The organism is Evansella tamaricis (genome assembly GCF_019042215.1).
GTDB classification, from domain to species: domain Bacteria; phylum Bacillota; class Bacilli; order Bacillales; family Salisediminibacteriaceae; genus Evansella; species Evansella tamaricis.
Genome location: NZ_JAHQCS010000048.1, coordinates 36,746 through 63,269 on the forward strand (window position 1 = coordinate 36,746; position 26,524 = coordinate 63,269).

26 protein-coding genes and 2 other annotated features are annotated in these 26,524 nt (G+C 38.5%); all 26 genes read right to left on the minus strand.

Annotated elements, in window-relative coordinates; translation table 11 throughout:
- Positions 1 to 15 precede the first annotated feature (15 nt).
- Entirely contained in the window at positions 16 to 3,555 is a 3,540-nt protein-coding gene (gene rpoB, locus KS419_RS03560) for a DNA-directed RNA polymerase subunit beta (protein ID WP_217064710.1), read from the minus strand.
- A 323-nt stretch (positions 3,556 to 3,878) separates the two neighbouring features.
- Positions 3,879 to 4,478, minus strand: coding sequence for a class I SAM-dependent methyltransferase (locus KS419_RS03565; protein WP_217064711.1), 600 nt, complete (start codon positions 4,476 to 4,478; stop codon positions 3,879 to 3,881).
- A gap of 187 nt (positions 4,479 to 4,665) precedes the next feature.
- Positions 4,666 to 5,028 carry a 50S ribosomal protein L7/L12 gene (gene rplL / locus KS419_RS03570; protein ID WP_246593634.1) on the minus strand — a complete coding sequence of 121 codons (363 nt, stop codon included), beginning with the start codon at positions 5,026 to 5,028 and terminating at the stop codon, positions 4,666 to 4,668.
- A 58-nt stretch (positions 5,029 to 5,086) separates the two neighbouring features.
- Complete coding sequence (rplJ, locus tag KS419_RS03575; RefSeq protein ID WP_217064712.1) at positions 5,087 to 5,587, minus strand: 50S ribosomal protein L10; 501 nt, start codon at positions 5,585 to 5,587, stop codon at positions 5,087 to 5,089.
- 27 nt (positions 5,588 to 5,614) lie between these two features.
- Positions 5,615 to 5,763, minus strand: a sequence feature (ribosomal protein L10 leader region).
- A gap of 51 nt (positions 5,764 to 5,814) precedes the next feature.
- The gene (gene rplA, locus KS419_RS03580; RefSeq protein ID WP_217064713.1) at positions 5,815 to 6,510 is read right to left on the minus strand and encodes a 50S ribosomal protein L1; all 696 of its coding nucleotides are present in this window, start codon (positions 6,508 to 6,510) and stop codon (positions 5,815 to 5,817) included.
- Positions 6,511 to 6,632: 122 nt separating this feature from the next.
- Positions 6,633 to 7,058: a 50S ribosomal protein L11 gene (gene rplK / locus KS419_RS03585; RefSeq protein ID WP_013486737.1), complete on the minus strand. Its 426-nt coding sequence runs from the start codon at positions 7,056 to 7,058 to the stop codon at positions 6,633 to 6,635.
- 165 nt (positions 7,059 to 7,223) lie between these two features.
- Positions 7,224 to 7,757, minus strand: a complete 534-nt coding sequence (gene nusG, locus KS419_RS03590; RefSeq protein WP_217064714.1) for a transcription termination/antitermination protein NusG — start codon at positions 7,755 to 7,757, stop codon at positions 7,224 to 7,226.
- Positions 7,758 to 7,824: 67 nt separating this feature from the next.
- Positions 7,825 to 8,019: a preprotein translocase subunit SecE gene (gene secE, locus KS419_RS03595; protein WP_217064715.1), complete on the minus strand. Its 195-nt coding sequence runs from the start codon at positions 8,017 to 8,019 to the stop codon at positions 7,825 to 7,827.
- A gap of 42 nt (positions 8,020 to 8,061) precedes the next feature.
- Positions 8,062 to 8,244, minus strand: coding sequence for a 50S ribosomal protein L33 (rpmG, locus tag KS419_RS03600; protein ID WP_343215022.1), 183 nt, complete (start codon positions 8,242 to 8,244; stop codon positions 8,062 to 8,064).
- Between the two features lie 457 nt (positions 8,245 to 8,701).
- Positions 8,702 to 9,355: an RNA polymerase sporulation sigma factor SigH gene (gene sigH, locus KS419_RS03605; RefSeq protein WP_217064717.1), complete on the minus strand. Its 654-nt coding sequence runs from the start codon at positions 9,353 to 9,355 to the stop codon at positions 8,702 to 8,704.
- Positions 9,356 to 9,527: 172 nt separating this feature from the next.
- Entirely contained in the window at positions 9,528 to 10,040 is a 513-nt protein-coding gene (locus tag KS419_RS03610) for an NYN domain-containing protein (protein WP_217064718.1), read from the minus strand.
- Complete coding sequence (gene rlmB, locus KS419_RS03615) at positions 10,041 to 10,796, minus strand: 23S rRNA (guanosine(2251)-2'-O)-methyltransferase RlmB (protein ID WP_217064719.1); 756 nt, start codon at positions 10,794 to 10,796, stop codon at positions 10,041 to 10,043. It lies immediately after the preceding gene.
- On the minus strand, positions 10,793 to 11,152 hold the full coding sequence (locus tag KS419_RS03620) for a Mini-ribonuclease 3 (protein ID WP_217064734.1): 360 nt from the start codon (positions 11,150 to 11,152) through the stop codon (positions 10,793 to 10,795). Before KS419_RS03620 ends, rlmB begins: the two co-directional genes overlap by 4 nt.
- A 62-nt stretch (positions 11,153 to 11,214) precedes the next feature.
- Positions 11,215 to 12,615 (minus strand): cysteine--tRNA ligase, encoded by a 1,401-nt coding sequence (cysS, locus tag KS419_RS03625; RefSeq protein ID WP_217064720.1) that lies wholly within the window; start codon positions 12,613 to 12,615, stop codon positions 11,215 to 11,217.
- 25 nt (positions 12,616 to 12,640) lie between these two features.
- Complete coding sequence (cysE, locus tag KS419_RS03630; RefSeq protein ID WP_217064721.1) at positions 12,641 to 13,291, minus strand: serine O-acetyltransferase; 651 nt, start codon at positions 13,289 to 13,291, stop codon at positions 12,641 to 12,643.
- Between the two features lie 116 nt (positions 13,292 to 13,407).
- Positions 13,408 to 13,659: a binding site (T-box leader), on the minus strand.
- 21 nt (positions 13,660 to 13,680) lie between these two features.
- Complete coding sequence (gene gltX, locus KS419_RS03635) at positions 13,681 to 15,135, minus strand: glutamate--tRNA ligase (RefSeq protein ID WP_217064722.1); 1,455 nt, start codon at positions 15,133 to 15,135, stop codon at positions 13,681 to 13,683.
- 93 nt (positions 15,136 to 15,228) lie between these two features.
- Complete coding sequence (gene ispF, locus KS419_RS03640) at positions 15,229 to 15,702, minus strand: 2-C-methyl-D-erythritol 2,4-cyclodiphosphate synthase (protein ID WP_217064723.1); 474 nt, start codon at positions 15,700 to 15,702, stop codon at positions 15,229 to 15,231.
- Positions 15,677 to 16,393, minus strand: coding sequence for a 2-C-methyl-D-erythritol 4-phosphate cytidylyltransferase (gene ispD / locus KS419_RS03645; RefSeq protein ID WP_217064724.1), 717 nt, complete (start codon positions 16,391 to 16,393; stop codon positions 15,677 to 15,679). Before ispD ends, ispF begins: the two co-directional genes overlap by 26 nt.
- A 94-nt stretch (positions 16,394 to 16,487) precedes the next feature.
- Complete coding sequence (locus tag KS419_RS03650) at positions 16,488 to 17,594, minus strand: PIN/TRAM domain-containing protein (RefSeq protein ID WP_217064725.1); 1,107 nt, start codon at positions 17,592 to 17,594, stop codon at positions 16,488 to 16,490.
- 196 nt (positions 17,595 to 17,790) lie between these two features.
- On the minus strand, positions 17,791 to 18,876 hold the full coding sequence (gene disA / locus KS419_RS03655) for a DNA integrity scanning diadenylate cyclase DisA (RefSeq protein WP_217064726.1): 1,086 nt from the start codon (positions 18,874 to 18,876) through the stop codon (positions 17,791 to 17,793).
- Positions 18,848 to 20,257, minus strand: coding sequence for a DNA repair protein RadA (gene radA / locus KS419_RS03660; protein WP_217064727.1), 1,410 nt, complete (start codon positions 20,255 to 20,257; stop codon positions 18,848 to 18,850). Before radA ends, disA begins: the two co-directional genes overlap by 29 nt.
- 348 nt (positions 20,258 to 20,605) lie before the next feature.
- A complete protein-coding gene (gene clpC, locus KS419_RS03665; protein ID WP_217064728.1) occupies positions 20,606 to 23,041 on the minus strand; it encodes an ATP-dependent protease ATP-binding subunit ClpC in 2,436 nt (811 codons plus the stop codon).
- A 32-nt stretch (positions 23,042 to 23,073) separates the two neighbouring features.
- Positions 23,074 to 24,144 (minus strand): protein-arginine kinase McsB, encoded by a 1,071-nt coding sequence (mcsB, locus tag KS419_RS03670; RefSeq protein WP_217064729.1) that lies wholly within the window; start codon positions 24,142 to 24,144, stop codon positions 23,074 to 23,076.
- Positions 24,145 to 24,147: 3 nt separating this feature from the next.
- Positions 24,148 to 24,684, minus strand: coding sequence for a protein-arginine kinase activator protein McsA (gene mcsA, locus KS419_RS03675; RefSeq protein WP_217064730.1), 537 nt, complete (start codon positions 24,682 to 24,684; stop codon positions 24,148 to 24,150).
- Positions 24,685 to 24,700: 16 nt separating this feature from the next.
- The gene (locus tag KS419_RS03680) at positions 24,701 to 25,174 is read right to left on the minus strand and encodes a CtsR family transcriptional regulator (RefSeq protein ID WP_217064731.1); all 474 of its coding nucleotides are present in this window, start codon (positions 25,172 to 25,174) and stop codon (positions 24,701 to 24,703) included.
- A 175-nt stretch (positions 25,175 to 25,349) separates the two neighbouring features.
- A complete protein-coding gene (locus KS419_RS03685; protein WP_217064732.1) occupies positions 25,350 to 26,063 on the minus strand; it encodes an MgtC/SapB family protein in 714 nt (237 codons plus the stop codon).
- Between the last annotated feature and the right edge of the window lie 461 nt (positions 26,064 to 26,524).

A 26,524-nucleotide genomic window follows, 5' to 3' on the forward strand; every position in this document is an offset into this window, starting at 1 on the left:
ATTCAAGTTCTCCCATTAACCGTTCGATTCATTTGTTTCAAGGTTCAAGTTTAACTTGTCATTCCCTTGTTCTTCCTCATCATCCAACTCTAGTAACTCGATTTCTTCTTCATTGCTTGAGAGCATTTTAACATCCATACCTAAGCTTTGAAGTTCCTTGATAAGAACCTTGAATGATTCAGGAACACCAGGTTCTGGTACATTCTCACCTTTAACAATCGCTTCATATGTTTTCACACGTCCAACAACATCATCAGATTTGACAGTTAATATTTCCTGTAATGTATAGGCTGCACCATATGCTTCTAATGCCCATACCTCCATCTCACCGAAACGTTGACCACCAAATTGAGCTTTACCACCTAGCGGCTGTTGCGTAACTAGGGAGTAAGGTCCTGTTGAACGGGCATGTAATTTATCATCAACCATGTGTGCGAGCTTAATCATATACATAATACCCACAGAAACACGATTATCAAACGGTTCTCCTGTTCGACCATCATATAGTACGGTTTTTCCGTCACGGGCCATCCCTGCTTCGGAAATGGTACCCCAAACATCCTCTTCTCGGGCTCCATCAAATACAGGACTTGCTACGTGAATCCCTAACCTTCTTGCAGCCATCCCAAGGTGAAGCTCTAATACTTGCCCAATGTTCATACGAGATGGTACACCAAGAGGGTTTAACATGATATCGATTGGCGTTCCGTCAGGTAAATATGGCATATCCTCTTCTGGAAGAATCCTGGAAATTACACCCTTGTTTCCGTGACGACCAGCCATTTTATCTCCTTCGTGAATCTTTCTCTTTTGCACGAGATAGACACGGACTAGTTGGTTAACTCCAGGAGGAAGCTCATCTCCGTCTTCCCGATTAAACACTTTTACATCAAGGACAATCCCATCTCCACCATGTGGTGCTCGTAATGATGTATCACGGACTTCGCGGGCTTTTTCACCAAAGATAGCGTGAAGTAGACGTTCCTCTGCTGTTAGTTCAGTTACCCCTTTAGGAGTTACTTTACCAACGAGAATATCCCCGTCTTTTACTTCTGCACCAACACGAATAATTCCACGTTCATCTAGGTTTTTTAATGCATCTTCCCCAACGTTTGGAATGTCGCGGGTAATCTCTTCCGGTCCAAGCTTTGTATCTCGAGCTTCAGATTCGTATTCTTCAATATGAACAGATGTATAAACATCATCTTTTACTAAGCGTTCACTAAGGATAATCGCATCCTCGTAGTTATAACCTTCCCAAGTCATAAAGCCAACCATAACATTTTGACCAAGGGCCATTTCTCCCAATTCCATCGAAGGACCATCGGCAAGAATTTCTCCCTTTGTCACAATGTCACCTTCACTCACGATCGGACGCTGATTATAACAAGTTCCTTGATTGGACCGTTCGAACTTCTGAAGGTTATATCTCACAACATCCCCTTCCACATCTCGGCCATCAATTTCTTCAATTTGTCTAATTTGGACATACTTTGCTGTTACCCTTTCCACACGGCCTTTCACTTTCGAAACTACCGCTGCACCAGAGTCCTTCGCAGAAACATATTCCATCCCAGTCCCCACTAAAGGTGCTTCTGGCTTCAACAATGGAACTGCTTGACGTTGCATGTTCGCACCCATTAGAGCACGGTTTGAGTCATCGTTTTCTAAGAAAGGGATACACGCAGTCGCAGCAGAAACAACTTGCTTAGGTGATACATCCATGTAGTCCACTCGATCACGGGGGACAATGATGTTTTCCCCACGGAATCTACAGATTATATTGTCATTAGAGAAAGCACCATTTTCATCAAGTTTTGCATTTGCCTGGGCAACGACATAATTATCTTCTTCATCAGCAGTTAAGTAATCAATTTGGGCACTAACCCGACCTGTTTCGTGGTCAACTTTACGATATGGAGTCTCCATAAATCCAAACTCGTTGACTTTTGCATAACTGGATAAAGAGTTAATAAGACCAATGTTCGGCCCCTCTGGTGTTTCAATCGGACACATGCGACCATAGTGGGAATAATGAACGTCTCGAACTTCAAAACCAGCACGTTCACGCGTCAATCCACCAGGCCCAAGCGCAGAAAGTCGACGTTTATGTGTTAACTCCGCTAAAGGATTCGTTTGATCCATAAACTGAGATAGTTGTGAACTCCCAAAAAACTCTTTTATAGATGCAATAACAGGTCTAATATTAATCAATGCCTGTGGTGTAATTACATTGGCATCTTGGATAGACATACGTTCACGTACTACATGTTCCATTCTAGATAAACCAATACGGAATTGATTTTGCAATAACTCACCGACCGAACGGAGTCGACGATTTCCTAAGTGGTCAATGTCGTCTGTATTTCCTACTCCATGTAACAAATTGAAGAAGTAGTTAATGGATGCAAGGATATCTGCGGGTGTTATATTCTTAATTCCTTTTTCGACCACACCATTACCGATTACTCTAATTGGTTGTTCACTTGAACCATCAGGGTTGTGGATTAAAATCGATTGCATTTCCACTTCCTCGTCTTCCACAACTCCACCATGAAGGGTGTAGTGACGGAAACCAACATTACTTTCTAAGTATGGGATCAACCTATCTAACAACCTACGATCGATTAGCGCACCCTCTTCTGCGAGGACTTCTCCCGTTTCAGGATCAACTAACGTTTCTGCCAATCGTTGGTTAAAAAGACGGTCTTTAATATGAAGTTTTTTATTCATCTTATAGCGTCCAACATTTGCCAAATCATATCTCTTCGGATCGAAGAAACGGGATTCTAATAAACTTTTGGCATTATCTACTGTTGGTGGTTCCCCTGGACGTAAACGCTCATAAATTTCCAGTAGCGCTTTTTCACTAGTATCTGTATTATCTTTTTCAAGAGTGTTTCTTAAGTACTCATCTTCTCCTAAAAGATCAATGATCTCTTGATCAGTTCCAAATCCAAGTGCACGTAAAAGAACGGTTACTGGGATTTTCCTAGTACGATCAATTCGCACATATACGATATCCTTTGCATCCGTTTCTAATTCCAACCATGCTCCACGGTTTGGGATCACTGTTGCTGTGTATCCTGGCTTACCATTTTTGTCGATCTTTTTACTGTAATACACGCTCGGTGATCGAACGAGCTGGGATACAATGACTCGTTCAGCACCATTGATTACAAAAGTACCTGTATCAGTCATTAATGGGAAATCCCCCATAAATACTTCCTGCTCTTTCACTTCTCCTGTCTCTTTATTAATGAGACGAACTTTTACACGAAGTGGTGCAGAATATGTTACATCTCGCTCTTTTGATTCTTCTACTGAATATTTCGGCTCTCCTAAACTGTAATCAATAAACTCAAGAACCAAATTACCAGTAAAATCTTCAATTGGAGAAATGTCTTGAAACATTTCACGTATACCCTCATCAAGAAACCATTGATAAGAAGCTGATTGAATCTCAATCAAGTTCGGAAGATCCAGAACTTCACTGATTCGAGCATAACTTCTCCTCTGGCGGTGGCGTCCATACTGAACTAGTTGACCTGTCAACTGATTCACCCCTCAAAACTAGCGTTTTTATATCAAAAGGACTACATAAGACACACAGCAATCCTTTGACAGACAAAAATAAAAATCCTAAATCATAATGTTGAAATTGTTTCTAAGTTCTTTTTTTTCAAATAATATAGCGTGAAAAAAAAACAAAAAAAAGGTGTGATAGCCTTCTAACTGAACAGAGGCATAAAAGACGTTACTAGTTTGTCCAAAATCACCCTTTTTATACACATCACCTATATTTTAAGCATAATTACCCAATTTTTAACTATACATTCATACGCATTATATAACATTAACACAAAACAAAAATCAGGTCAACGATTTTTACCCCTTATGATAAAATAACCTTTAGATTTTTTTACCACGTCAACCTCTAAGTTTAATTCCACTAATTTTGTTATCGTGGATGGAGCACCCTGCTTTTTTTGGATAACAACCCATAGTTCTCCGTTAGTTAGTAAAGAGGCCGCTGCTTGTTCGTAAAGACGGAAAACAATCTCCTTCCCTGCCCTTATTGGAGGGTTTGTTAAAACTACTGCGAATTTTTCGGTGAAACCACTCAGCAAATTGTTTTGAAATACATTTATATTTTTCACACCGTTCATCTTTCCGTTTTCTATGGAAAGTTCTACAGCGCGCTTGTTAATATCAACCATATATATTTCTAAACCTGGATTAAGTTTTGCTAACGTAATTCCAATCGGTCCCCAACCACAGCCAACATCCAAGTAGGAACCAGTAAGAGTGGGAGGTTCAAAAGATTCTAATAAAAGGCGCGTCCCAAAATCTAACCCAGCTTTAGAAAAAACGCCCCTGTCCACATAAAATTGAAGAGTTTCACCTGCGATCGTTTCTGTTATCCTCTCCCTTTTACTTTCCACATTTGGTTTTTCTGTATAATAGTGATCTCCCATCTAATTGAGATCCCCCCCTTCAGAAGGATTTACCTTAGGTTTCAGCTATTGAACCTTCTTTTACGGAACCTATAAAAATGCACCTCATCAGCTTTGCCAGTATCTGTAAGATCCATACTAACACTAGTAAAGTTGATAGAAAAAACTCGCTTTGAATATAGCCAAAGCGAGTTCCCTATGGTGTTAATTACTTAACTTCTATAGAAGCGCCTGCTTCTTCAAGCTTCGCTTTAATTTCTTCAGCTTCTTCTTTAGCTACGCCTTCTTTAACTGGAGCTGGTGCACCATCAACAAGAGCTTTAGCATCTTTCAAGCCAAGACCAGTGATTTCACGAACTACTTTAATAACACCAATTTTAGAAGATCCAGCAGATGTTAGTACTACATCAAATTCAGATTGCTCTTCAGCAGCATCAGCAGCACCGCCACCAGCTACAGCAACAGGTGCAGCAGCAGTTACACCAAACTCTTCCTCAATTGCTTTTACAAGATCATTTAATTCTAAAACGGACATTTCTTTAACCGCTTCAATAATTTGTTCTTTAGTCATTTTTATTTCCTCCTAATATCGTTTTAAAGTTTAGACCGCTATGCGATCATCCTGTTTATTACGCGCCTTGTTCTTCTTTTTGATCTGCAACAGCTTTTGTTGCCAATGCAAAGTTGCGAATTGGTGCTTGTAGCACACTGAGTAGCATGGAAAGCAACCCTTCGCGAGATGGTAGTTCTGCAAGAGCCTTAACTTCTTCTAGGGAAACAATTCGGCCTTCGATAACACCTGCTTTAATTTCTAAAGCATCATGATCCTTAGCGAATTTATTAAGAATTCTCGCTGGTGCAACAACGTCCTCGTTACTAAAAGCAATTGCTGTAGGTCCCGTCAACTGCGCATCAAGCTCAGTAAGACCAACCTTTTCTGTAGCTCGGCGGGCCATTGTATTTTTATATACTTTAAAGTCTACTCCCGCTTCACGAAGTTGTTTACGAAGTTCCGTAACTTCAGATACATCAAGTCCACGGTAGTCTACAACAATTGTAGATTGACTTTCTTGAAGTTTCGTTGCGATTTCTTCAACAATTTGACTCTTCTTTTCGATCACTGCTCTCATCCTGACACCTCCCGTTGATGTCATACCGTAAGTATAAAAAATGCCTTCATGTTATAGACATGAAGGCAGTCGTATCTTAACCCATGGAGAAAACCATTGGGAATTCGATTAAACGAACCTCGGTAGGAAATTAAGCATAAAGCACCTACTGTCTACGGTATGATTTAGTTCTTTAATTTTCACAAGTATTAGTATATCTAGAACAATTCTAGAAGTCAACTAGTTAATTATAGTTTATAGTTAGCAACATTTACCTTTACACCAGGTCCCATTGTTGATGCAATAGAAACATTACGCATGTAAGTCCCTTTTGATGCCGCAGGTTTTGCTTTTAACAATGTTTCAATGATTGTTTGGATGTTTTCAATTAACTTTCCATCTTCAAATGAAACTTTTCCAACTGGAACATGAATATTACCTGATTTATCAACTCGATACTCCACTTTACCAGCTTTAATTTCATTAACAGCCTTCGTAACATCGAAAGTTACAGTTCCTGTCTTAGGGTTTGGCATTAAACCTTTTGGTCCTAAAACTCGACCTAGTTTACCAACTTGAGCCATCATGTCAGGAGTAGCAACGACCACATCAAAATCAAACCAGCCTTGGTTTACTTTATTGATAAGATCTTCTTCTCCTACGTAGTCAGCTCCAGCAGCTTCTGCATCCTTCGCTTTTTCTCCCTTAGCAAAAACTAGTACACGTTGTGTTTTACCAGTTCCGTTTGGAAGAACAACTGCTCCACGGATTTGTTGATCTGCTTTCTTTGGGTCTACGCCTAAACGGGCAGCTAATTCAACTGTTTCATCAAACTTTGCAGTTGCTGTTTTTTTAATTAGTTCAACAGCTTCTGATACTTCATACACTCTTTCTCGATCAACAAGCTTAAGTGCATCTGTATATTTTTTACCTTTCTTAGCCATGTTATTTCCTCCTCGAATGTGGTTTTAGCGGTTATACCTCCCACTAATAAAGGTTGCGAACCTGCTTTATGCAGGCAGGGCACAGACCCTTTTCTCGCAACCTCGTTGTTCATCATGGGTTATTAGTCTTCAATAACAATTCCCATGCTACGGGCAGTACCTTCTACCATACGCATCGCTGCTTCTACGTCAGCAGCGTTTAGATCTGGCATTTTTGTTTCAGCAATTTCCCGTACTTTATCACGCTTCAGGGTAGCAACTTTTTTCGTGTTAGGCTCACCTGATGCTGTTTCAATTCCAGCTGCTTTCTTTAATAACACTGCTGCAGGTGGAGTTTTTGTGATAAATGTAAATGAACGGTCTTCAAATACCGTAATCTCTACTGGAATAATCAATCCCGCTTGTTCTTGCGTACGAGCGTTAAATTCTTTACAGAATCCCATAATATTTACACCAGCTTGACCTAATGCAGGTCCTACAGGCGGTGCTGGATTTGCTTTACCAGCAGGAATTTGTAATTTAACTACTTTAATGACCTTTTTAGCCACGCGACACACCTCCTTAAGTCCGTGATGTGGTAAACCGAGCATCTGCTCTCCCACTCAATTTCTGCATTTTTGCAGGAAAAAACGTGAACGAAATGTCCACGTTCATTAACAACATTAAGATTTTATCACTTCGAACAAGAGATAGCAAGTAAATTTAAATTTCACCTAAATTTTTTCCACTTGGGTGAATTCTAATTCAACTGGCGTTTCCCTTCCAAACATATTCACATGTACCTTCAATTTCTGTTTATCCGTATAGATATCCTCTACTGTACCAATAAAGTTGGCAAATGGTCCCTCTTTTACCTTAACAGACTCTTTTAATTCGAAATCCACTTCGGCCCGAGGTTCTGTCACACCCATCTGCTTTAAGATTGTTTCTGCTTCTTCCGGTAACAATGGTGTCGGTTTAGAACCTGCACCTGCAGAACCAACAAAACCAGTAACTCCAGGAGTGTTACGAACAACATACCACGAGTCGTCAGTCATGACCATCTCCACGATAACATAACCAGGAAAAACTTTCTTAGTTACTTGTTTACTTTTTCCGTTTTTAATTTCCGTCTCTTCTTCCACAGGGACAAGAACACGAAAAATCTTATCAGTCATGTCCATCGATTCAACGCGTTTTTCTAAATTAGTCTTCACCTTATTCTCATAACCGGAATAAGTATGAACGACATACCAATTCTTTTCCATGATTAGGACTAGGTTGTCCTTCCCTCCTCTAACAAAACCATTTTTTTCATAGAACTGTCAATTTATCTTAATTAAGTATTGCTCGAATTAAGCTGGAAATTCCTAAATCTGCAATTGCAAAGAATACAGCAATAAATGCTACTGTTGCAATAACAACACCTGTGTATCTTACCAATTCTTTACGTTTCGGCCAGGAAACACGCTTCATTTCTGTTGACACGTCTTTTAAAAATTTGGTTGATCCTTTTACCACATTAGCCATAAGTCGACACCTCCAGTTATCTAAACATATGTGTGAGAAAAACTATTTCGTTTCAACATGTTTTGTATGTTTTCCGCAAGTACGACAGTACTTTTTTATGTGAATCCGGGTTGTCCGAATTTGCTCCGTTTTATTCGTTGTATAGTTCCGAGACTTACAATGTTCACATGCAAGAACTACTTTCTGCGACATCGTATCCTTTTTCACCTCACGATGTTCATACATACTTTTAAAACTTATCACACGGATTCCTTACATGTCAATGACTCCTTGCCATCTTCATTGTAGACTAATTTCTTGTTTTTCATAAGTAGTTGCCTGGAAAAGATGTTGAAATCTAGTTTTGGGTTAAAAAAAGGGGCTCTGGTAAATAAAAAGGAAAGAAGATTGTTCCGTTTTTTTCAATACTTAGTTATTAGAGTCCTGTCCGTTGAGACAACTGAAAGCATATTCAAAGGGCAGCATCGCTCGCCGTTGGAGCAGATAGAAAAAAAGAAATCTTATACTCTTTTATTTTTTAGGTTCTGTTATATTTCGTTGTTGATTGGAACGAAGGACGCTCACTTTCACCACGGGTACAAGTGCCACATCCATGTCTACTTCGTCACTGGAGCTAGACAACGATAAGAAATCTTATTCTTTCTTATCTCTTTAAAAAGAAAACAGGGAAAACCCCTGTTTTTTATAATTTTACACCTTTTAACTCCACATATCTTTCCAATTTCCGTTTAACACGCTGTAGGGCATTATCAATGGATTTCACATGCCTTTTTAAATCGGCAGATATTTCCTGATAACTTCTCCCATCCAAATAAAGCATTAAAACTTTTCTTTCTAATTCACTTAGTATTTCACCCATTTTTATTTCTATATCATCAAACTCCTCTTGATTAATTAGAAGTTCTTCTGGGTTACTAACCTTTGAACCTACGATAACATCTAATAAAGTACGATCCGACTCTTCGTCATAGATTGGCTTGTCCAATGAAACATATGAGTTGAGTGGTATATGTTTTTGCCTAGTGGCTGTTTTAATCGCTGTAATAATTTGTCGAGTGATACAGAGTTCCGCAAACGCCTTAAAAGAAGATAGCTTGTCTCCTTTATAATCACGGATAGCCTTATAGAGTCCTATCATTCCCTCTTGAACAATATCTTCGTGGTCTGCTCCAATTAAAAAATAGGATCTAGCCTTTGCCCGAACGAAGTTCTTGTATTTATTGATTAAGTATTCCAGGGCAAAACTATCCCCTTCTCGTACATACTCAACGAGGCTTTCATCTTCCATTCCATCATATTTGGCTTGCAGTCCGTTCTCGATGATGTTTAAAGCCACCGCGATCCCTCCGACCCTAGCTTTTTTCTCTGTTTAAAAAGAGGAGTAGATTGAATCTTGTATAACTAGACTCCTAATGAAAGCGTATAATTTGACTAAGTCTTTTTAAACAAATAGAATTGTCTAAATATAGAAATAGTATACAGGAAAAAAAACTAAGGCGTCAAGGTGCTCACCGCTCTCCTCGACGCCACTTTTCAAATATTTCTGCCATTTCATCAGTAATTGGTAATTTTGTTTTTACTCTCGATTGTTTTGTTTGGATAACATCTTTTTTAATGTTCTTTTCCATCTCTTCCACTTCGTTCCGTAATTCCCTAGCAGATTTCCGGTAAGCACCGCTTGCGAAAATAACTCGTTGCTCCACAAAATCAGATGTTGCCACATAGATTTGAGTATCTACACGTTTCATTTCCCGAACCAGTTTTTCAATACGCTCATCTGCCGTTTCTTTTTCCCGTGTATAAATAATGTTCAACCGATGATTCCTGTACTTTTTCCCTAAACCTGGTACCATATGGGCATCAAAAATAACTAAAACTTCCATACCAGTATATGCCTGGTATTCTGCCATCTTTTCAATGAGAATGTCTCTAGCGCCTTCTAAGTCCTTTAATTGTAGTTGTTTTAATTCAGGCCAATCACCAATTATATTATAACCATCCACCAATAAAACCCTTCTCATTTATTTCAAACCTTGAGGGTTACGACGCCGATATACTTCATACATAAGGAGACTCGCAGCCACTGATGCATTGAGGGATGTCACATTTCCGGATAATGGAATTCGCACAAGGAAATCGCATTTTTCCTTGACTAACCGACTTATACCTTTTCCTTCACTCCCAATAACTAATACCACTGGCATGTCCAAATCAACATTGCGATAGTCTTCCGTTCCCGAAGCATCCGTCCCAACGAACCACATTCCTTTTTTCTTTAAATCTTCCATTGTTCTTGCAAGATTCGTCACTCTAGTCACTGGAATATGTTCAATTGCTCCTGCTGACGCTTTTGCAACCGTTGAAGTAAGTCCCACAGAACGTCGCTTAGGAATAATTACACCATGGGCACCAACCGCATCTGCTGTCCGAATAATCGACCCTAAGTTATGGGGATCTTCCAGTTCATCAAGGAGCAGAAAAAAGGGTGCTTCATTTCTCGCTTCCGCCCGTTGAAAAAGGACTGAGATATCCTGATACTCATAGGCGGCAATTTGTGCTACCACGCCCTGATGCTGGTCTGTATCCACAAGTTGGTCCAGCTTTTTCCTTGGGACAATTTGAACATTTAACTGGCTATTTTTAGCTAATTGAATAACAGTAGCCATTTGACCTTTTTGTGATCCTTCCCCAATCCAGATTTTATTTATTGGCCGTTTTCCCTTTATGGCTTCAATAACCGGATTTTTCCCAATTATAAAATCAAGTTTTTCCGTCATTTTTCTCCCCCCTTTCCTTCTATAATTGAAAACGTTACTTCCATTAATTCATCTAGTCGCTCTTTATTTTCTACTAAGTATAGATATCCTATGAGAGATTCAAATGCAGTACTATATCGATAAGTAGCATGATCTGTATTTTTTGGGATTGTACCTGATTTTGCATTCCTACCTCTTAAGGCAACAGACCGCTCTTGTTCTGTTAACCAATTCCGCTGAAAAAGTTCTTGTAAAACATTTGCTTGTGCTTTTGCAGAGACGTAATTGGTTGCCGTTCGATGCAACTTATTCGGGCGAACTTGTCCCTTTGAAATGAGGCGGTATCGGACATACGTTTCCAATACCGCGTCTCCCATATATGCTAATGCCAAGGCATTTAATTGTTCCGGTTCCCTTACTACTTGATTTAATTTCACAACTACACCCTCTTCCAACGGGTACCTTGAGGTGTGTCTTCAAGAATGATATTTTTTTCTTTTAACTCATCACGGATCTCATCTGCCCTTGCAAAATCTCGGTTTTTCCTTGCATCCATTCTCTCTTGAATAAGTGCTTCTATATCCTCATCTAAAAGTTCTTCTGTTTCCTTTAACTCAATTCCTAACACAAAGGACATCTCGTCAAACCGTTTTAAGAAATTTTCGAGAACGTCTTTATTAGTGTGGTTTTCCCTCAAATAATGATTAGCTGTTTTTGCTAAGTCAAACATTGCAGCTACTGCGTTCGCACTATTAAAATCGTTATCCATCTCTTTGATGAAATTAGAATGGTAAAAATTGATTTCTTTGAGCCACTTCTCTTCCCCATCCCCCAAATCGGCTGTTTTCTTAAATCGGTGCACTAAATTGGAATAGGTCGTTTTGATTCTTTCCAACCCATTTGCCGCACTGACTAATTGGTCATCACTAAAATTAATCGGGCTTCTGTAATGTGCGTTTACAATGAAAAAGCGGACAACTTCTGGATTGAATTTTTTAATAATATCATGAACTAAAATAAAGTTCCCCAGAGATTTGGACATTTTTTCATTATCTATATTAATATACCCATTATGGATCCAGTAGTTAGCCATTGGTTTTTCATTTAGCGCTTCCGATTGAGCAATCTCATTTTCGTGATGGGGAAAGGAAAGATCTTGACCTCCTGCATGAATATCAATGGTATCCCCTAAGTATTTCTTTACCATTGCAGAGCATTCAATATGCCATCCTGGACGTCCATTCCCCCAAGGGCTTTCCCAAAAGATCTCCCCTGGTTTTGCTGTTTTCCATAGCACAAAATCCAGTGGATCTTCCTTTTTCTCTCCCACTTCCACCCTGGTGCCCAATTGTAGATCATCCACGGATTGGTGAGATAGTTTTCCGTACTCTTTAAATTTTCTCGTACGGAAATAAACATCTCCACCGGCTTCATAAGCATAGCCTTTTTCCACTAAACGGTTGATGAAGGAAATGATCTCTGGCATTGTTTCCGTTACCCTTGGATGTGCATCCGCTTCTTTAACCCCTAAAGCGGACGTATCTTCATGATACGCTTTAATAAAGCGCTCGGAGATTGTTTGCACATCCTCTCCCATCTCCTCTGCAGCCTTTATGATCTTGTCATCCACATCAGTAAAGTTTGATATATAGTTAACTTCATACCCTCGGTATTGCAAATATCTTCGAACCATATCGAATACTACAGCCGGACGCGCATTTCCAATGTGAATATAGTTATAAACGGTTGGGCCACAAACATACATCTTAACCTTTCCTTTTTCTAACGGTTTAAATTCCTCCACCTTACGATTCAACGTATTATAAAGTTTAATACCCATGTCCCTTACTCCTTTTCCATTCGTTTTACTTATTTACCTTTTCCTTTTTGAACTCTTTAAGTTCATCCTTTAAACGGAGTATCTCTTCTTCAAGCTCACGAAATTTATCAGATATTGGATCTGGAAGATTAATGTGATCTAAATCATGGCCCACTTTAATTCCATCTTGAACTACAACACGTCCTGGAATTCCAACTACTGTTGAATTGGGCGGTACCTCCTTTAAAACAACAGAACCTGCACCAATTCGTGAATTCTTTCCGATCCTCATAGATCCAAGCACCTTTGCACCAGTTGCAATGAGGACGTTATCCTCCACCGTCGGATGCCTCTTTCCCTTTTCTTTTCCTGTACCACCAAGGGTTACCCCTTGATATATTGTTACGTTATCCCCTATTTCACACGTTTCTCCAATCACAACCCCCATGCCATGATCTATAAAGAGGCGCTGCCCAATTTTTGCGCCAGGATGTATCTCTATTCCTGTCAAGAAACGACTTACTTGGGAAAAAAAACGTGCGATAAAATATATCCGTTTTTTCCATAACCAATGACAGAACCGATGGCACCATATGGCATGAACTCCAGAATAGTTAATTAATACTTCAAAACGGTTCCTGGCTGCTGGGTCTTGCTCCAACACCACATCAATATCATTTTTTAACGTTCGAAACATATGCTCCGGCCTCCTTTCCCCATTGAAACAAATCATACATGCAATTAAAGCTCAATCATTCTGTTTATTGTACCAACAGGAAAACATAAATAAAAAGCGCCTTGTGTCTAATTTGACACAGAGACGCTTCCATAAACGTGGTTCCACTCTGTTTGAGTAATTAAATCCCAATTACTCCACTTTAATAAGTTCATAACGGTTCTCACCGCCCTTACTTACTTGGATAAATAAAACCATTTATTCATCTTGTTCAGTAAAGGACTCTGAGGTGCATTTCAGAAAAGATTTTCAATAAACTGCTTTCAGCTAAATGCAGTTCTCTCTGTAAAAGATTTTCTTTCCCTACTTCTCCTCATCTTCGCTTTCAAAATATATACTTAAGTTTTCCCTTATATTAACTTTTCTAAGCGACTGGATACAACTTCTTTTCCTAAAAGGGAAATAGCCTGAGGCAAATCTGGTCCATGTGTTTGACCGGTAGTCGCTACACGGATTGGCATAAATAATTTTTTTCCCTTATGTCCTGTTTCCTTTTGTACTTCTTTTATTGTTTTTTTAATTTCCTCTGCAGAGAATACTTCAAGTGCATCGACTTTCTCTTTGAAGACACGCATGACTTCAGGCACCTGTTCTTCTAAAAGCACTTCTTTTGCTTCTTCATTATAGTCTATATCTGCATTAAAGAACAACTCTGTAAGCTTAACAATTTCTGCTCCAAAACTGAGTTTTTCTTGATGAAGTGCAATAAGTTGATGTGCCCACTGCCTTTCTTCCCCATCCATATCTTCAGGAAGTTTACCTGCATTAATAAGGTGCGGGAGTGCTAAATCTACCACTCGATCCACATCCGCTTCTTTCATATATTGGTTATTCATCCAGGCCAATTTTTTCGTGTCGAAAACGGCAGGTGCTTTAATGACACGCTCCAAAGAAAATTGTTCCACTAATTGTTCAAGTGACAAAATTTCCTCTTCTCCACCGGGAGACCACCCTAATAAAGCGATGAAATTTACTATTGCTTCGGGCATATACCCTAATTCACGGTATTGCTCAACAAACTGAATAATTGTTTCATCCCGCTTACTCATTTTCTGACGATCTTCATTTAAGATTAAAGATGCATGTGCGAACCTTGGGGTTTCCCATCCAAATGCCTCATAAATGAGTACTTGCCTTGGGGCGTTTGATAAATGCTCTTCTCCACGAATAATATGTGATATCTCCATTAAGTGATCATCAATGACCACCGCAAAGTTATACGTTGGAACACCATCTTGACGAGCTATTACAAAGTCCCCAATACCCTCTGAATCAAATTGTACAGAACCCCTTACGATATCATCTACAACGATAGTTTGAGTCTCAGGAACTCGAAAGCGGATTACAGGTGTTCTCCCTTCCCGTTCATAGGACTCCTTTTGTTCTTGGGTAAGGTTTCTATCCCTTCCACTATACTTAGGCGTTTCCCCTTTAGAACGTTGCTCTTCCCGCTCCTTTTCCAATTCTTCTTCTGTCATGTAGCAGTGATATGCTTTACCGTTTGCCAGCAATTGATCAATATGCTCTTTATAGATATCCAATCGATCCATACTTTTGTAAGGTGCGTGGGGACCGCCAATATCCACACTTTCATCCCACTCAATCCCTAACCACCGTAAACTGTCCATTAGTTTTTCCGTTGCAGTGTCTACATTTCTTGCTTGATCTGTATCTTCTATTCTAAGAATGAATTTCCCATTCTGATTCCTTGCAAACAAATAGTTAAATAATGCAGAGCGAGCACCACCAATATGCAGGTGACCTGTCGGACTTGGAGCGAATCTCACACGTACTTGTTGAGTCATTTTATGACACCTTCCATTCTTTTGTTCTTATTCTTCTGCAAGAATTTATAATCCCATTGATTTATTTTTTTCACAAACCTTTACCATTTTCAGCTAACTGTTTAATAACACTACTGCCATAGAAGCTATTCCTTCTTCCCTGCCAGTAAACCCTAATTCTTCAGTTGTTGTAGCTTTGACATTAATTTGACTGACTTCAGCATCCAATAATTCAGCTATTCTTTCCCTCATCTCTGTAATGTACGGTGCCATCTTAGGCTTTTGCGCCATAATTGTACAATCTAAATTCCCGAGACTTAGACCTCTCTCTTTGACCATTCCCCATACAAAACTGAGTAACTTTGCAGAATCTGCATCCTTAAACGAAGGATCTGTATCAGGGAAATGTTTCCCAATATCCCCCTCCCCAATTGCACCTAAACATGCATCTGCAATGGTATGTAATAATACATCCGCATCTGAATGTCCTAATAATCCCTTTTCATGTGGGATGACAATCCCTCCAATGATAAGAGGACGCCCCTCAACTAATTGGTGAACATCAAACCCTTGTCCTATCCGAACCATTTCTCTCTCCCTTTCGCCTTTTGATGATGGCCTCACCGAAAATAATATCCTCTGGTGTTGTCAATTTTATATTCTCATAATTCCCTTCTACAATAGTAACTTTTTCCCCTATAAACTCCAAAAGGGAAGCATCATCTGTACCCATAAAGGAATCTAATTCCGCTTTCTTGTGAGCATAAAGAATATCAGCAAGACGAAAAGCTTGTGGTGTTTGTACTGCCCACAAGCTCGAGCGTTCAACAGTTTTAACCGCTTTTCCGTTCACTACCAGTTTCATTGTATCTTTTGCTGGAGTTCCTATCGTTGCTGAACCGGATTTGACTACTGTTTCTACTAATTTATGTATTTCCGATTGTTGTATAAATGGTCTTGCACCATCATGGATTAATACAATGGGATTACCATCCAGCGCTTTTAACCCCTCATAGACACTGTGCTGTCTTTCTTGACCGCCTAGAACAATCTGTTCCACTTTTTTTATTCCATAAGTAAGTAAAAGGGTTCTCATTTCTTCTAATTCCCCTTCATTTACCACAAGAATGATCGATTCACAAAGAACATCCCCCTCAAACACACGGAGAGTGTGAATGAGAAGGGGAGTTTGATCCAACAATAAAAATTGTTTATTTTGACCTGCCTTCATTCGTTTTCCTTGTCCTGCAGCAGGAATGACTACTTTATAGTTTTCCATACTCATCGATCCTTTTATCTTAGCGTGAAAAGAAACCACTAATTGATGAAAATGAAATTTATTAATGCATATTCTACTATCAGGTAATGAGAATTTAAAGTGCTTTTTCTAATAATTTCGGTTTTGCAAAAATCATTCTTCCTGCAGATGTTTGTAAAACGCTAGTGACGATAACGTCTATTTGTTTTCCAATATAATTACGTCCTTCTTCCACTACAATCATTGTTCCATCATCTAGATAGGCAATTCCTTGATTTTGCTCTTTCCCATCTTTGATAACCTGAACATTCATCTCTTCACCTGGTAAAACAACTGGTTTAACTGCATTTGCTAGATCGTTTATATTAAGTACAGAAACTCCCTGCAAATCGCACACTTTATTTAAATTAAAATCGTTTGTTACGACATAACCTTCTAACAGCTTTGCCAATTTTACGAGTTTACTATCGACTTCTTGTATTTCTTCAAAATCACCTTCATAAATTTCAACATTTACAGGTAATTCTTTTTGGATTTTATTTAAAATATCTAGTCCCCGTCGTCCTCGATTTCTTTTTAATACATCTGAAGAATCTGCAATATGTTGTAATTCTTCAAGTACAAATTCAGGAATCATTAAAGTCCCCTCTAAAAATCCAGTTTGACAAATATCTGCAATTCGTCCATCTATAATTACACTTGTATCTAAAATTTTTAAAGAACCTGTAATTTCATGACCGTCATTTGATACATAATTTTTTTTCTTATCTTTTAGATTCGCTTTATTTCCAATTGGGAAAAGGTTTGTTAATTCATCTCTTTTCTTAAATCCAACTTGAAAACCTAAATAACCTAATAATAGTGTTATAAACAGTGGTAATATTGTACTGATTACTTGAAGCTGCATTTCAACAATTGGAAGGCTTAATAAATAAGCTAGGAGTAACCCAATCCCTAAACCCATAGTCCCGAACAATAAATCGGTGACTGGTGCTTTCACCAATGTTTCTTCCACTAATCGGATCAAGCCGACAATATCGTCCACTAACCAGAAGGTAGATAAAAATAATATAAGTGCACCTAAAAACGCTCCTGCATATGAATTCGTAAGCCAAGAAGGGATATTCCCAATATTCAACAACTCAATTAAATCTGGTAAAAAGATAAAGCCTACTGTACCGCCAATAATTAAAATAAATATCTGTACAATTCTTCGAACCATCTACTTCACCTCCTTTAATCATTATAGACAAATTAAGAAAAATCAAACATTAATCCAGACAAATCACAAAAATTTACACACTTTTTGGTAACGAATAATAACACCTTACCAAACCAACTAAATGTTGTCAATTAAAGTAAAATCTTAATTATATACTTCCTTACTCCGTTCGTCAAGGGTTGAGTCAATTTGACAACTAAATATGTCGATCGATAAATAGTTGTTCTTGAATTCTTGTTAGCCCCTCTTTAATCTTTCTCGCCCTAGCTTCTCCAATTCCATCGACTTCATCTAACTCCTCTGTAGATGCCCTCATAATTTGAGGTAAGTCTTCGAACTTATTAATGAGATTCTCTACCACATGCGGAGGAATTCTTGGGATTCTGTGTAATATACGATAACCCCTAGGACAAACGGCAAATTCTGATAAGTTTGTACTCTTGTTATATCCAAGCAGTTTTACAATCACCTGGTCATCTAACAATTCTTCATTAGAAAGACGTATTAATTTCTTCAAAAGTTGCATCGGATTACTTTCCAGATCCTTCATATAATCTTTGATCAATAATACTGCTTCCCTTTCCACATTGGAAACTAATTCTTCCAATTGCATAGAAATTAATCGCCCTTCGTTCCCTAACTCATTAACATAATTTAAAATTTCACTTTTAATTCGAAGAACCATTTCCACACGGTGCATGACTTGAGATACTTCTTGAAAGGTAACTAATTCCTCAAACTCTAAAGCACCTAAGTTGGTAATCCCTTGATCCAAGACAGATTTATATTTTTCAAGAGTTTGAATGGCTTGATTTGCTTTTGTTAAAATAACACCTATATCCTTTAATGCGTAACGGTACTCCCCTTGGTAAAGGGTAATGACATTTCTCCTCTGAGATATGGATATAACAAGACTGCCTGTCTGTCGGGCTACTCGTTGTGCCGTTCGATGCCTTATACCGGTCTCTGTTGATTCAATTGCATTATTCGGTACCAGTTGTGTATTGGCATATAAAATTCTATCTGCTTTCTCACTTAATATAATTGCACCATCCATTTTCGCCAATTCATATAGATAGGCAGGTGAGAATTCACAATTGATAAAGAATCCCCCATCCACAAGGTCCATCATCTCGTTTGAATGTCCCAAGACAATTAATCCCCCAGTTTTAGCACGAAGGACATTATCTATTCCCTCACGTAGAGGAGTGCCGGGAGAAACTAACTGTAAAACCCCATCAATAAAGGTTGTATCATAGTTCGAATCTTGGTGCTGATCCACTCATCATTCCTCCTAACGTAACTTCCAAAGCATCATTAACAGAATTAACACCAACAACTTCTATCCCTTTTGGAGCCGTCCACCCACCAATACTGTTTTCAGGTACGATGACCCGTTTAAATCCTAATTTAGCCGCTTCAATCACTCTCTGTTCAATTCTTGAAACACGCCTTATCTCTCCTGTTAAACCCACTTCACCTATGATGACATCTGTTGGGGGCGTAGGGGAGTCTCTAAAACTAGATGCAATTGCTACTGCAATTGCTAAATCTATAGAAGGCTCATCTAACTTCACGCCACCTGCAACTTTAATATATGCATCTTGGTTTTGTAATAATAATCCGACACGCTTTTCTAATACAGCCATAAGGAGAGAGATTCGATTATGGTCTATTCCAGTAGCCATTCTCCGGGGATTACCAAAGCTGGTTGGCGATATTAATGCTTGAATTTCCACAAGAACCGTTCTTGTTCCTTCTAACGATGCAACTACTGCTGACCCTGCTGATCCTGCTGATCTTTCCTCTAGAAATATTTCTGACGGATTCAGTACTTCCTCTAAACCAACTTCTTTCATTTCAAAAATACCAATCTCATTCGTAGATCCAAATCTGTTTTTAACAGCCCTTAAAATTCTATACGTATGATGTCTCTCTCCTTCAAAATATAAAACGGAATCAACCATGTGTTCTAATAGACGAGGTCCAGCGATAGCCCCCTGTTTTGTCACATGGCCCACAATAAAAATTGCAATTCCCGATGTCTTTGCAATTCTCATGAAAGCTGCTGTACATTCTCTGACTTGAGATACGCTACCTGGAGCGCTACTTATTGCATCTAAATAAACCGTTTGAATCGAGTCAATTACAACAAGGATTGGTTGAATCTCTTCAATCATTTTTTCAATATGTTCCACATCTGTCTCAGCTAAAACAAACAACTCATCATAAGTAATATTTAATCTATCTGCTCTGAGTTTTGTTTGTTTAAGGGACTCCTCCCCTGAGATATATAAAACACGCTTTTTATGTTTAGCAATTTCACCAGATACTTGCAGTAGTAAAGTGGATTTTCCTATACCTGGGTCTCCTCCCACGAGGACAAGTGAGCCTGGAACTACTCCTCCACCCAATACGCGGTTTAGTTCACGAATATGTGTATCGTATCTTTCCTCTAATTGGTGTTCTATTTTAGTGATAGGTTGGGGTTTTGATGAAGATATGGTGGCTGACGTGACAAACCCTCTTTTTTTAGTTGTTGATACTGCTTCAAACTCCTCAACCATGGAGTTCCAACTCTGACAACCTGGACATTTCCCCATCCATTTTGTAGATTCATATCCACACTCTTGACAAACGTATTTTGTCTTACGCTTTACCATATTTTTTCCCCTTCCTAAAACTACACCCATTTCAGTATATTCATTTCCCCATTATTTTATCATGAAACAATCTACGGAAGAAAATTCGAGGAATGCTGTTAAGTTAAGAAAAGAGCAAAGGCCTATGTGTCTTCCTCTACTCGTATTTCGAAGACGTGAATCCGTCATCGGGCAGAGCGCCACGTCCTGTGGCATGCCCGATATTAGGACAGAAAAATTCACGACACTCCTGCGGGAAAAGCGAGTTCGTGGGAGACTCCGCAAGGTGCAAAAACTTATACATCTTTTAAAAAAAGCTAGAAAAAGTACAGTTGTGTACTTTTTCTAACCTTTAATAAATATCCAAAGTTATTTTTTCGTCACATGGAATTCCCCATCTTTAACGTCCATCAGAACAGATTGACCCTTTGAGATAGTACCCTTAAGTAGTTCTTCGGATAATCGGTCTTCCACCTGCTTTTGCAGTGCGCGTCGTAATGGTCTTGCACCGTATTCTGGATCAAAGCCTTCATCTGCAATTTTTGCTTTTGCCTCATCTGTTAGGTCAAATTCAACTCCCTGTTCCGTCAATCGTTTTTTCAATTGAGCAGACATTAAGGAAACGATTTTCTTAATATGTTCCTTCTCTAGGGAATGGAACACAATAATTTCATCAATACGGTTCAAAAACTCTGGTCGGAAAGCTTTCTTTAACTCGGACATTACTTTCCCTTTCATATCTTTATATTCTTCCCCATCTAACTGTGCAGTGAATCCAAGACTTTTATTTTGACGGAGCGTACTTGCTCCCACATTTGAAGTCATAATGATAGCAGTATTTCGGAAATCTACTCTGCGTCCTTTAGAATCCGTTAAGAATCCATCCTCTAACACTTGCAATAATATGTTAAACACTTCTGGATGTGCTTTTTCAATTTCATCTAACAGGATAACAGAATAAGGTTTTCGACGAACCTTTTCTGTTAGCTGACCTCCCTCTTCATGTCCAACATATCCTGGGGGAGAACCAACTAGTCTAGAAGTATTGTGTTTTTCCATATACTCCGACATATCAATTCTAATAATAGCATCTTCATCACCAAAGAGTGATTCTGCCACTGCTCTTGCTAATTCTGTTTTACCTACACCTGTTGGTCCTAAGAAGATAAAAGAACCAATTGGTCGCTTCGGATCTTTCAAACCGGCACGGGCTCTGCGAACTGCTTTAGAAACTGCTTTAACTGCCTCTTCTTGTCCGATTACCCTATTATGAAGGATTTCCTCCATTCGTAATAAACGATCCGTTTCTTCTTCTGCTAATTTACTTACTGGTATCCCAGTCCAGCTTGCAACTACTTGTGCAATATCCTCTGTAGTAACTTCGGAATTTTCTTGTCCTTGCTTTTCTTTCCATTCCTTTTTTAACGTTTCTAATTCTTCACGAATACGTTGTTCGCTATCCCTTAATGATGCTGCTTTCTCAAATTCCTGACTCTGTACCGCTGCATCTTTTTCTTTCCTTGTTTCTTCTAGTTTTTGTTCCATTTCTTTTAAATTTGGCGGTGCTGTATACGAACGAAGACGAACCTTTGATGCCGCTTCATCAATTAAGTCAATTGCTTTATCCGGCAGAAATCTATCAGAGATGTACCGGTCTGATAACTTTACAGCAGCTTCAATAGCATCATCTGTTATTTCCACTCGATGGTGTGCTTCGTAACGATCCCTTAAACCCTTTAAGATCAGTATTGATTCATCCGATGTTGGTTCATCCACTTGGATAGGCTGAAAACGTCTTTCTAATGCAGCATCTTTTTCAATGTATTTACGATACTCATCTAGGGTAGTCGCACCAATACATTGGAGTTCACCACGGGCTAATGATGGCTTTAGGATATTAGATGCATCAATAGCACCTTCCGCTCCTCCGGCACCAATAAGTGTGTGGAGTTCATCTATAAATAAAATCACATTTCCTGCTTGTCGAATCTCTTCCATCACTTTTTTCAACCGATCTTCAAACTCTCCTCGGTACTTTGTTCCTGCAACAACAGTTCCCATATCCAGAGTCATAACACGTTTGTTTCGTAGCGTTTCGGGAACTTCATTATTTACAATCTGTTGAGCTAACCCTTCTGCTATGGCAGTTTTTCCTACACCAGGTTCTCCAATTAATACTGGGTTATTTTTTGTGCGGCGGCTCAGGACTTGGATTACACGTTCTATTTCCTTTGAACGTCCAATGACTGGATCAATTTGTTCTTCCTTGGCAATGGCGGTTAAGTCCCTTGCCAAACTATCTAGAGTAGGTGTATTCACATTATTTCCTGCACCGCTGCCTGGGGCCTGTTGTTGGTTATTGGAGGATTCACTGCTGCCTAATAATTGTAAAACTTGTTGGCGGGCTTTATTTAGGCTTACTCCTAAGTTATTTAAAACCCTGGCAGCAACGCCTTCCCCTTCACGAATCAACCCTAGTAAAATATGCTCTGTACCCACATAGGAATGACCTAACTTTCTTGCTTCATCCATGGATAGTTCAATCACCTTTTTTGCACGAGGTGTATAATGAACTTGCTTTGTTGTTTCTCCACCTCTTCCAATAAGATTCTCAACTTCAGTTTGAATCTTATCAGGATTCAAACCAAGAGCAACTAGTGCCTTAGCAGCAATTCCTTCCCCTTCACGGACTAGTCCCAGTAATATATGCTCTGTTCCAATATTATTATGGCCTAATCTCATCGCTTCTTCTTGTGCTAGGGCTAATACTTTTTGTGCTCTTTCTGTAAATCGTCCAAACATCATAATTATTACACCTCCAAAAAAGTTTTCCATTTCTATGCATTATTTTCTAGTTTTAATCTTTCTCGAATTAATGTAGCCCTTCTTTGATCCCTTTGTTCTGAGGATAATATTTCTCCTGCGTACTGTTGCAAAAATCCAGGTTGTGTGAGGATCATTAATTCATTTAAAATACTTCCACTTAAATCAGTTATCAAACCCAAGTCAATACCCAATCTGACATCTGATAACCGTTGTGTTGCTTCCTTGGATTCCATCGTCCTACTATATGATAAAATCCCATAGGATCTATAAACTCGATCCTCCATTTGAAGTTTTGATTGCTGTAATAAGGTTTCCCTTGCTGTTCTTTCTTGTTGGATCAACTGAACGACAACACTTCTCAAGTCATCTACAATATCTTCTTCTGATTTTCCCAGTGTTGTTTGATTAGATATTTGAAATAAATTACCTAACGCCTCGCTTCCTTCACCATAAATTCCTCGAACAACAAGGCCAAGTTGATTAATTGCCGGAAGAATCCGATTCATCTGTCTCGTAATAACTAAAGCTGGAAGATGCATCATCACAGACGCCCTAAGTCCTGTTCCTACATTCGTAGGACAACTAGTTAAATATCCCCTTTTCTGATCAAAAGCAAAATCTACTTTTTCTTCCATCCAATCATCAATTTCATTTGCATAATTTAATCCTTGATCTAATTGGAAACCTGATAATAATATTTGAATTCGAAAATGGTCTTCTTCATTTACCATGATACTTAATGATTCATCTTCGCTTAACAATACTGCCCCTGCCTTCGACTCATCTGATAAGTTTGGGCTGATTAAATGTTTTTCTACTAAAACTCGTTTTTCATTCGGCTTCATATCATCCATCTTTAATAGTTCTAATTCACCAAATTTCCGGTGTGTATGTTTTGAAAATTTATCCTTAACTATCTCTATGATGTTTTCTAACTTTTCTTTTGAAGCGATGATAGGAAACTCTATTTCTTCTATATTCCTAGCTAACCTAATTCTGCTACTTAATACAATATCAGAGTCAGGACCTTCATTTTTCATCCAAGGACTAATTGCTTTACTTATAAAATTTTGAAGAGACATACTTCATCCCTCCCTTTTCTTATCTAAACTTTTTTCTAATGAACGTATTTTATCTCTTATTTCTGCTGCTTTTTCAAACTCTTCCTTTGTAATATATTGTTGCATCTGCTCTTTTAGTCGTTCGATTTCCTTATGGATATGAATGTCTTTGCCTTTTCTTTTTGGTATTTTCCCACCATGGATCGCATTACCGCTATGAATCCGTTTAAATATTGGATCTAATTTCTCATTAAAGGTTTTATAACATTCCCCACAGCCAAATCTCCCTATTTCCGCAAACTGTTGATAGGTCATTCCACAATTAGGACACTTCAATTGTTGTTTGACTTGATTTAATCCGCTATTTGTTGAGCTCAAAGGCTGATCAATATCCAATAACCCTGACAGTAACTGGTGGATGGAAAAACTATTGGAACCTGGGATATACTCTCCTTTTTCTTTCGCACAAGTATCACAGATATGAAATTCCGTTTTTTCTCCATTAATAATCTTGGTAAAATGTAACGTAGCCTGTCGTTCTTGGCATTCTTGACAGAGCATCCCTTCTCCCTCCTTTTTATTCGTTCATTTCTTGATATTTTAAAGTGGCAATCATTGCTTGGAGCAATCTTGCCCGCATTTGATCTCTGTAAGGCAAATTTAAATTAATCGTCGATCGGTCTATTACACTAAGCATTAAGTTAGCTTCGCGTTTCGTAATTACCTCTTCATCATAAAGTCTTAAAATAATATTTTCCGACGACTGTTGCGCTATCCTTTTGCCGATAAGTTCACTAATTTGATCGAAAAGTTCAATTCTGTCATTTGGTTTTACTTTAATAATCCGAATATAGCCGCCACCACCACGTTTACTTTCAACCATATATCCTTTTTCCATAGTAAACCTAGTGCTTATTACATAGTTAATCTGGGATGGAACACATTCGAAACGTTCAGCTAGTTCACTTCTTTTTATCTCCACTAACTCTTTGCTACTTTTTTCAATGATTTGCTTTAAATAATTTTCAATTATATCTGAGATATTACGCATTTCATACCCTACCTCCCATCACTATGAAATGCAAACAATTACTTCATACTATGCAAATATTTGACTTTGACTATATTTGACTTTAATAATATTATAACGAAAAATTTTATTTCTGCAACAAATAAAACTTCATTATTTCCCCTAATCAGTATAGCCAGATAAACTTGTATTAATTCTATTTACCTTCAAAGTATATTTGATAAACATACGGATATTGATTTAATTTATCAGTCAGATTTAATATGCAGTTCTCATCTTCATACTCTACATATAATCTATATTCAACCATAGCTTTTTCGTTATATAATCGTTGCTTTTCAGCTTTTATCCCCTTTATATCAATCTCATGCTCTTCTAAAGCCGTAATTATTTCACTTAGACGACTCTTTTTTTCCCCCACTACTAAATAAATGTAGTGTTTTTTTCTTTTCATCAAGGAACTAAAGTTGATTTTACCTAACAAAAACAAACTAAGGATTACAATACATGTTGTTATTGTTGCTGCCACATACATGCCTGCTCCCACAGTCAATCCAATACCTGCAACGACCCATATGGAAGCGGCTGTTGTCAATCCTCTTACAGTGTACCCTTGAACAAGAATTGTTCCTGCTCCTAAAAAGCCAATCCCACTAACTACATAAGCCGCTAAACGAGATGGGTCAAAATTTACTACATCCCGATTCTCTGCCATATATGATTGAAATCCATAAAATGCAAGTAACATAATTAGACAAGAACCTACACTCACTAATAAGTGTGTTCGAAACCCCGCAGGATGCTGATGATATTCCCTTTCAACTCCAACTAATCCCCCTAGAGAAGCTGCTATGATTAACCGAATTGTAATAATAAATGTTTCATTATTTGTAATAAGCTCCCATTCCACAATTATTTACCCTCCTTTGCGTTAGCCACATATTCTAATCTATGCATCTATAAAAGAGGGCTTGCAAACCAGTAAGTATTTTTTCTATCTTAGCTACTATTTAATTATTATGTGTTTATTAATTCAGGGTCTTTCACTAACTAGCGAGTTGAATATGGGTTTTTTCCTGGGTGAATGGAACGTGGGGGTTTTGATCCTGATTGGGCCGAACCTGGTTCATTTTCCCCACCTTCAGGCTACCTCATTCTCGCTTATGCTCACGGTTTGAACCTGGGGGTTTTGATCCTGGTTGGGCCGAACCTGGTTCAACCGAACCTGGTTCATTTTCCCCTACTTCAGGCTCCTTCATTCTCGATTATGCTCTCCGATTGAACCTAAGGTTTTTGAACCTGGTTCAACCGAACCTGGTTCATTTTCCCCTACTTCAGGCTCTTCCATACTCGCCCATGCTCAGAGATTGA

What these genes read in the sequence shown, in the direction of transcription:
- rplA (WP_217064713.1), bottom strand. Translation starts at nt 6,510, where the DNA reads ATGGCTAAGAAAGGTAAAAAATATACAGATGCACTTAAGCTTGTTGAT.
- rplJ (WP_217064712.1), bottom strand. Translation starts at nt 5,587, where the DNA reads ATGAGAGCAGTGATCGAAAAGAAGAGTCAAATTGTTGAAGAAATCGCA.
- KS419_RS03565 (WP_217064711.1), bottom strand. Translation starts at nt 4,478, where the DNA reads ATGGGAGATCACTATTATACAGAAAAACCAAATGTGGAAAGTAAAAGG.
- clpC (WP_217064728.1), bottom strand. Translation starts at nt 23,041, where the DNA reads ATGATGTTTGGACGATTTACAGAAAGAGCACAAAAAGTATTAGCCCTA.
- rpmG (WP_343215022.1), bottom strand. Translation starts at nt 8,244, where the DNA reads ATGTATGAACATCGTGAGGTGAAAAAGGATACGATGTCGCAGAAAGTA.
- KS419_RS03650 (WP_217064725.1), bottom strand. Translation starts at nt 17,594, where the DNA reads ATGGTTCGAAGAATTGTACAGATATTTATTTTAATTATTGGCGGTACA.
- KS419_RS03620 (WP_217064734.1), bottom strand. Translation starts at nt 11,152, where the DNA reads ATGGGAGACGCGGTATTGGAAACGTATGTCCGATACCGCCTCATTTCA.
- rlmB (WP_217064719.1), bottom strand. Translation starts at nt 10,796, where the DNA reads ATGACGGAAAAACTTGATTTTATAATTGGGAAAAATCCGGTTATTGAA.
- radA (WP_217064727.1), bottom strand. Translation starts at nt 20,257, where the DNA reads ATGGTAAAGCGTAAGACAAAATACGTTTGTCAAGAGTGTGGATATGAA.
- mcsB (WP_217064729.1), bottom strand. Translation starts at nt 24,144, where the DNA reads ATGTCTCTTCAAAATTTTATAAGTAAAGCAATTAGTCCTTGGATGAAA.
- ispF (WP_217064723.1), bottom strand. Translation starts at nt 15,702, where the DNA reads ATGGTTCGGATAGGACAAGGGTTTGATGTTCACCAATTAGTTGAGGGG.
- KS419_RS03680 (WP_217064731.1), bottom strand. Translation starts at nt 25,174, where the DNA reads ATGCGTAATATCTCAGATATAATTGAAAATTATTTAAAGCAAATCATT.
- ispD (WP_217064724.1), bottom strand. Translation starts at nt 16,393, where the DNA reads ATGGAAAACTATAAAGTAGTCATTCCTGCTGCAGGACAAGGAAAACGA.
- gltX (WP_217064722.1), bottom strand. Translation starts at nt 15,135, where the DNA reads ATGACTCAACAAGTACGTGTGAGATTCGCTCCAAGTCCGACAGGTCAC.
- mcsA (WP_217064730.1), bottom strand. Translation starts at nt 24,684, where the DNA reads ATGCTCTGTCAAGAATGCCAAGAACGACAGGCTACGTTACATTTTACC.
- rplL (WP_246593634.1), bottom strand. Translation starts at nt 5,028, where the DNA reads ATGACTAAAGAACAAATTATTGAAGCGGTTAAAGAAATGTCCGTTTTA.
- cysE (WP_217064721.1), bottom strand. Translation starts at nt 13,291, where the DNA reads ATGTTTCGAACGTTAAAAAATGATATTGATGTGGTGTTGGAGCAAGAC.
- cysS (WP_217064720.1), bottom strand. Translation starts at nt 12,615, where the DNA reads ATGGGTATTAAACTTTATAATACGTTGAATCGTAAGGTGGAGGAATTT.
- secE (WP_217064715.1), bottom strand. Translation starts at nt 8,019, where the DNA reads ATGGCTAATGTGGTAAAAGGATCAACCAAATTTTTAAAAGACGTGTCA.
- nusG (WP_217064714.1), bottom strand. Translation starts at nt 7,757, where the DNA reads ATGGAAAAGAATTGGTATGTCGTTCATACTTATTCCGGTTATGAGAAT.
- KS419_RS03610 (WP_217064718.1), bottom strand. Translation starts at nt 10,040, where the DNA reads ATGAGAAGGGTTTTATTGGTGGATGGTTATAATATAATTGGTGATTGG.